2 protein-coding genes are annotated in these 3,580 nt (G+C 40.0%); both read right to left on the bottom strand.

The genetic code is table 11. The annotated features are described in order from the left end of the window. A partial coding sequence (locus QZ265_RS10200) for a cation:proton antiporter (RefSeq protein WP_296405862.1) occupies window positions 1-1,193 on the bottom strand: 1,193 nt, incomplete at its 3' end. A gap of 339 nt (window positions 1,194-1,532) precedes the next feature. Next, window positions 1,533-3,473 (bottom strand): dihydroxy-acid dehydratase, encoded by a 1,941-nt coding sequence (ilvD, locus tag QZ265_RS10195; RefSeq protein WP_296405861.1) that lies wholly within the window; start codon window positions 3,471-3,473, stop codon window positions 1,533-1,535. Window positions 3,474-3,580 lie beyond the last annotated feature (107 nt).

Raw genomic sequence — 3,580 nt, 5'->3', positions numbered from 1 at the left:
AAAAATATTGAAGCAAGAACCACAATTGAACTAATTATCCATAATTCTTTAGATTCAGTTTTATCAAACACATCTTTATTAAGGGCATATGCTAAATAATAAAAAGTACCGATGCCTCGTATTCCTAAACCAGCTATAGCCAAACGCTGATTGGTATGTAAGTTAAGACCTGAGAGTCCAATCCAGCCTGTTATAGGTCTTACTAATACCAAAGCAATTATACTAACTGCATACACTTGCCATGTTAATTCAACACCAGAGCCTAACCCTTGGCCTAGTGCCATGCCAAAAAACACTAGCACCAATGACATTAATAGGCCTTCTGATTGCTCTGCAAAATCATGCAGCTCTTCATGGTAGTCATGACCATGCTCGGTACGTCTAAAGACATATGCGGCAACGAAAACAGCAATAAAACCATATCCGTGAATAAATTCAGAAAGCCCATATGCTATAAGTGTCAAGGCTATAACCAAATAGCCTTGTGACATGGTGGTTTCTCTGGTATCTTTTGAAAATACGATTCTACCAATCAATTTACCGACTATTACTCCTACAAGAATACCCGATACTATACGCCAAGCTACATCTATAGTTAACCAATCAAACAATAAGCTTGCGGTAAATGTATTAGCGGTTCCAAAATGTTCTGCAACCTTAATGGCAAGATAAACGAATGGAAAGGCGAGTCCATCATTGAGTCCCGCCTCCGAGGTTAACGCAAAGCGAGTAACATCTTCTTTTCCAGTATTAGGAGGTCCTACCTGTACACTTGAGGCCAAAACGGGATCGGTAGGCGCTAATACCGCACCAAGGAGAATGGACGCACCAAGACTTAAGCTAAATACATAGTAGCCTAAAAATGCCATGACTGCGATGCACAATGGCATAGTAACTAATAATAATCGAAAGGTTGGACGCCATATATGGTATTTAAAAGGGCTATCAAGCTTAATACCGGCACCAACCAAAGAAATTAAAACCACTAACTCAGTTAACTTTTCGACACTAGTACCGTTTTCAATAGGGTTTAAAAAAGGGAAACTTGTCCAAAAATAACCCATAGCTAAGCCAAAGGTAACTTGGAGCATGGGTAATGATATAGGTATGCGTTTTAGAAAATAAGGTGAAAAACCGCCCAGCAAAAAAGCAATGCCGCACAACAATAAAAAATTGTTATAGTTCTCTATCATGATGCTCTAATTACCTAAGGTTAGTTACCGAAAAAGAAATTATTAGTTTATTAGTTTATGACTAAAATAATAAAAGGTTTCAAATAATGAACGAAAACAAAAACTAAAAATATTATCATTTGGTTACAGCTAAATATTTAAAGTATTTTTTTAGTACAGTTCAGCCATCGGTTCTTTCACATATACTAAATAAAAATCACATGCTTAATAACTTGCTAATATTGCTCTAAACTAATGCTGTAAGTTTTAAAGAATATTGAAAGATAGTGAAAAAAACGAAATTATCATACATAAAAAAGCCAGCCTAAGCTGACTTTTAAAAGTTAAAAAAACTAATGGTTAGCGTTCTATTTGGCTGACATCACGTACAGCGCCAGTATCGGCACTAGTGGTCATAGCAGCGTAAGCACGTAGCGCTTGACTAACATGACGTTCACGATTTACCGGTTTCCAAGCCATGCTACCACGAGCTTCCATTTCATCTCTACGTTTTACCATTTCCTCATTAGAGATTTCAAGGTTGATACTACGGTTAGGGATATCAATATGGATAGTATCGCCATCTTCTACTAGACCAATTGCGCCACCCTCTGCAGCCTCTGGGCTAGCATGACCAATAGATAGTCCTGAAGTACCGCCAGAGAATCGACCATCGGTTAATAGCGCACAGTCTTTACCCAACCCTTTTGATTTAAGATATGAGGTAGGGTATAACATTTCTTGCATACCAGGTCCGCCTTTAGGTCCTTCATAGCGGATGATTACGATATCTTTAGCAACAACTTTATCAGATAAAATAGCATCAACGGCGTCATCTTGGGATTCAAAGACACGAGCTCGACCTGTGAAAGTTAGAATACTATCATCCACTCCAGCAGTTTTTACTACACAGCCTCGCTCTGCAATATTACCAAATAGCACCGCCAAACCACCATCAGTAGAGTAGGCGTTTTCAACAGAGCGAATACACCCTGATTCACGGTTTAGGTCCAAATTTGACCAAGCTTTATTTTGAGAGAAAGCCTGAGTGGTGCGAACACCGCCAGGCGCTGCTATATATAACTCACGAGCCGTTTGATGATTTGGATGATCGGTATTCATGACATCCCACATCTCTATGGCTTCTTGCAACGAGCTGCTATGTACTGTAGGAATATCCGTTGTTAACAAGCCTGCACGGTTTAACTCAGCCAATATAGCAAATACACCTCCTGCCCGGTGTACATCTTCCATGTGATATTTTTGAGTGGCAGGGGCAACTTTTGATAAACAAGGCACACGGCGGCTCAAATGATCTATATCCGCCATTTTAAAGTCAATTTCAGCTTCATAAGCTGCAGCCAATAAATGAAGAATAGTATTGGTAGAGCCACCCATAGCAATGTCCAAGCTCATAGCATTTTCAAAGGCTGCTTTAGTGGCGATAGAGCGAGGTAAAACAGACTCATCACCTTGTTCATAACGGCGCTTAGCCAAGTCCACAATACGACGGCCGGCCTCTAAGAATAATGCTTCACGTTTGGCATGAGTGGCGAGCAGTGAACCATTACCCGGTAAAGACAAACCCAAAGCTTCAGTCAAGCAGTTCATAGAGTTGGCGGTAAACATACCAGAACATGATCCACAGGTTGGACAAGCAGAGCGTTCAATTTCAAGGACATCAGCATCACTAACGTTGTCATCAGCTGCATCGATCATCGCATCTACTAAGTCGAGCTTGCGAATCGTTTTACCTTGCTCGTTTTTGACTATATCTGCGTCTGGAGCATCATCTGAACCATCTGTATTATGACTAATCAAACCTGAGTCTAAATCTGAAACCAATACTTTACCGGCTTCCATTGGGCCACCTGAAACAAAAATGACAGGTATGTTTAGACGCATGGCTGCCATAAGCATACCTGGGGTAATTTTGTCGCAGTTTGATATACACACCAAAGCATCTGCACAATGTGCAATCACCATATACTCAACCGAGTCTGCAATTAAATCTCGGCTTGGTAGTGAATACAGCATTCCACTGTGACCCATAGCAATACCATCATCAACAGCAATGGTATTAAATTCTTTAGCAACACCGCCGACTTTCTCAATCTCTCTTGCTACAAGCTGTCCCATGTCTTTTAGATGTACATGACCGGGTACAAACTGAGTAAAAGAGTTGGCAATGGCAATAATTGGTTTATCAAAATCCCCATCAGTCATACCTGTTGCACGCCATAAGGCACGAGCGCCAGCCATATTACGGCCTGAAGTTGATGTTTTAGATCGGTATTGCATACTTCATCCTTATCATATAAAGAAATTCATTAACTAATGGGTATTGTAACCTATTAACGTGATTTTGGTTAAAGCAATAAATATAGTCTATGTATAAAATATTATTA

The sequence above is a fragment of the Psychrobacter sp. genome (genome assembly GCF_018260395.1).
GTDB lineage: Bacteria > Pseudomonadota > Gammaproteobacteria > Pseudomonadales > Moraxellaceae > Psychrobacter.
This window is presented reverse-complemented; position numbering and strand designations above follow the sequence as displayed.